Raw genomic sequence first — 1,753 nt, 5'->3', positions numbered from 1 at the left:
AAAGAATGAAGCGATAAGGCTTCTAACCGCAAGGACTGTGGAGATAGCCTAATAAATTAGAGTTCGATAGAACTCTTTACTTAGGAATCCCCCACTTCTAAACGAAGTGAAAGTGGGGGTAGTTCAATTTACTAACGATTAATATAAAATTTATATTCGTGAGTTTATCTTAGTTTAAATATCTTTCATATTTCTTTCGAAAATGTAACAAAACTCTTTCAAAAATATCATGAAAAAGTATTACTTTCTATAAACAAATGTGGTGCATATTTTATCGGTTCTGGTGCGAAAACTTCAAGATAATTGCAAGTAATCTCTAAATCTTGAACATACTGATACACTTGATCTTTCGTGATTTGGTGGAAATGATGGGGGAACGGGGCTTATCCTTTGCTCATACAACGATTATGCGTTGGGTTCATCAGTTTGGTCCTGAATTAGACAAAAGAATCCGTTTTCATCTCAAGCAAACCGATGACTCTTGGAGAGTCGATGATACATATATCAAAGTAAAAAGTCAATGGATGTACCTGTATAGTGTAGTTGATTCAGAGGGTAATAAAATTGATTTTTATCTAAGTAAATCAAGAGATAAACAAGCAGCCAAGCGCTTTTTCGTATGTTTCTAAACCTCGCGTGATAACAGTAGATAAGAACTCTGCCTATCCTGTAGCGATTCAAGAGTTGAAAGAAGAGAAACATATGCCTGAAGGCATACAACTAAGGCAAGTTAAATATCTCAATAATATAGTGAAACAAGACCACCGGTTTATTAAAAGGCGAGTTCGTTCTATGTTAGGATTCAAGTCGTTTAAAGCAGCAATCTCTATATTGAGTGGTGTTGAAGCCATGCATATGATGAAAAAAGGGCAACTTGTTTTACTGGATAAGTCTGTCCAAAACCAGAAAGAATTTATTCATAAATTGTTTGGCTTAGCTTCATAAGATAGAAATGAATAGGAAATTGCTACTCTATGTTTCTAACTAATATTTTTGCACCAGAACCTTTTTATATGCAATATTGCATAATATTATATATGTTATTCATGTTATCTTTAAAAATTATAATATACTTAAAAAGTATATTATCATGAAAGGAGATACACCATGTTACCAAATACAACACGTAAACTTAACAAAAAGAAGAAATGGATTATCAGTGGGGTTATTACATTAATTGTTATCGTTGCAGCCATCAATATTTTTGTCATGCAAGGTAAGAAGAAGGGTGAGGCAAAGGCAGATAATGTTAGCTTCGAAAAAGTAACAGAGCGTAAACTTAATAATACAAAATTGATTTCAGGGCAGGTGAAGCCGGGGAATATTGAAAGCTTCTATGCGGATCCAACTAAAGGAAAAGTGAAAGATATTGCAGTGAAAGAAGGACAAGAGGTAGAAAAGGGAACGAAATTATTCTCTTATGATAATGAAGAAATTAATTTACAGGTGAAACAAGCTGAGCTTGATCAGAAGATGGCTGATATGCGTTACGATCAAGGGAAAAAGAAGATTGATTCATTGAATAAAGAAATTAAGAAGGCAAAAGATGGTGGAGCTGCGAAAGAAGTAACAGACCCAATGGAAGAGCAGGTAAGTGAGTTAGAAATGGCACAAAAAACAACTGATCTTGAGAAGGAAAAAGGAAAGTTACAAAAAGAAGAGTTAAATAAAAAACAGAAAGAACTTACGATTTATAGTAATTTTGCTGGTGTTGTACAGAAGTTAGATAAAGATGCAGCGCAAAGTTCATCCC

At 33.8% G+C, this 1,753-nt stretch carries 1 protein-coding gene and 1 pseudogene; both read left to right on the top strand.

The window, feature by feature from the left end:
• The first annotated feature begins 320 nt into the window (after window positions 1-320).
• Window positions 321-945, top strand: a pseudogene (locus BWGOE10_RS29155) (IS6 family transposase).
• 162 nt (window positions 946-1,107) lie between these two features.
• The coding region (locus tag BWGOE10_RS29150) for an efflux RND transporter periplasmic adaptor subunit (RefSeq protein ID WP_131799000.1) at window positions 1,108-1,753 on the top strand (646 nt) is incomplete at its 3' end.

The sequence above is a fragment of the Bacillus mycoides genome, from assembly GCF_001757995.1.
Taxonomy (GTDB): Bacteria; Bacillota; Bacilli; order Bacillales; family Bacillaceae_G; genus Bacillus_A; species Bacillus_A mycoides_B.
The sequence above is the reverse complement of the archived record's forward strand: the minus strand, read 5'-3'. Positions and strand labels throughout refer to the sequence as shown.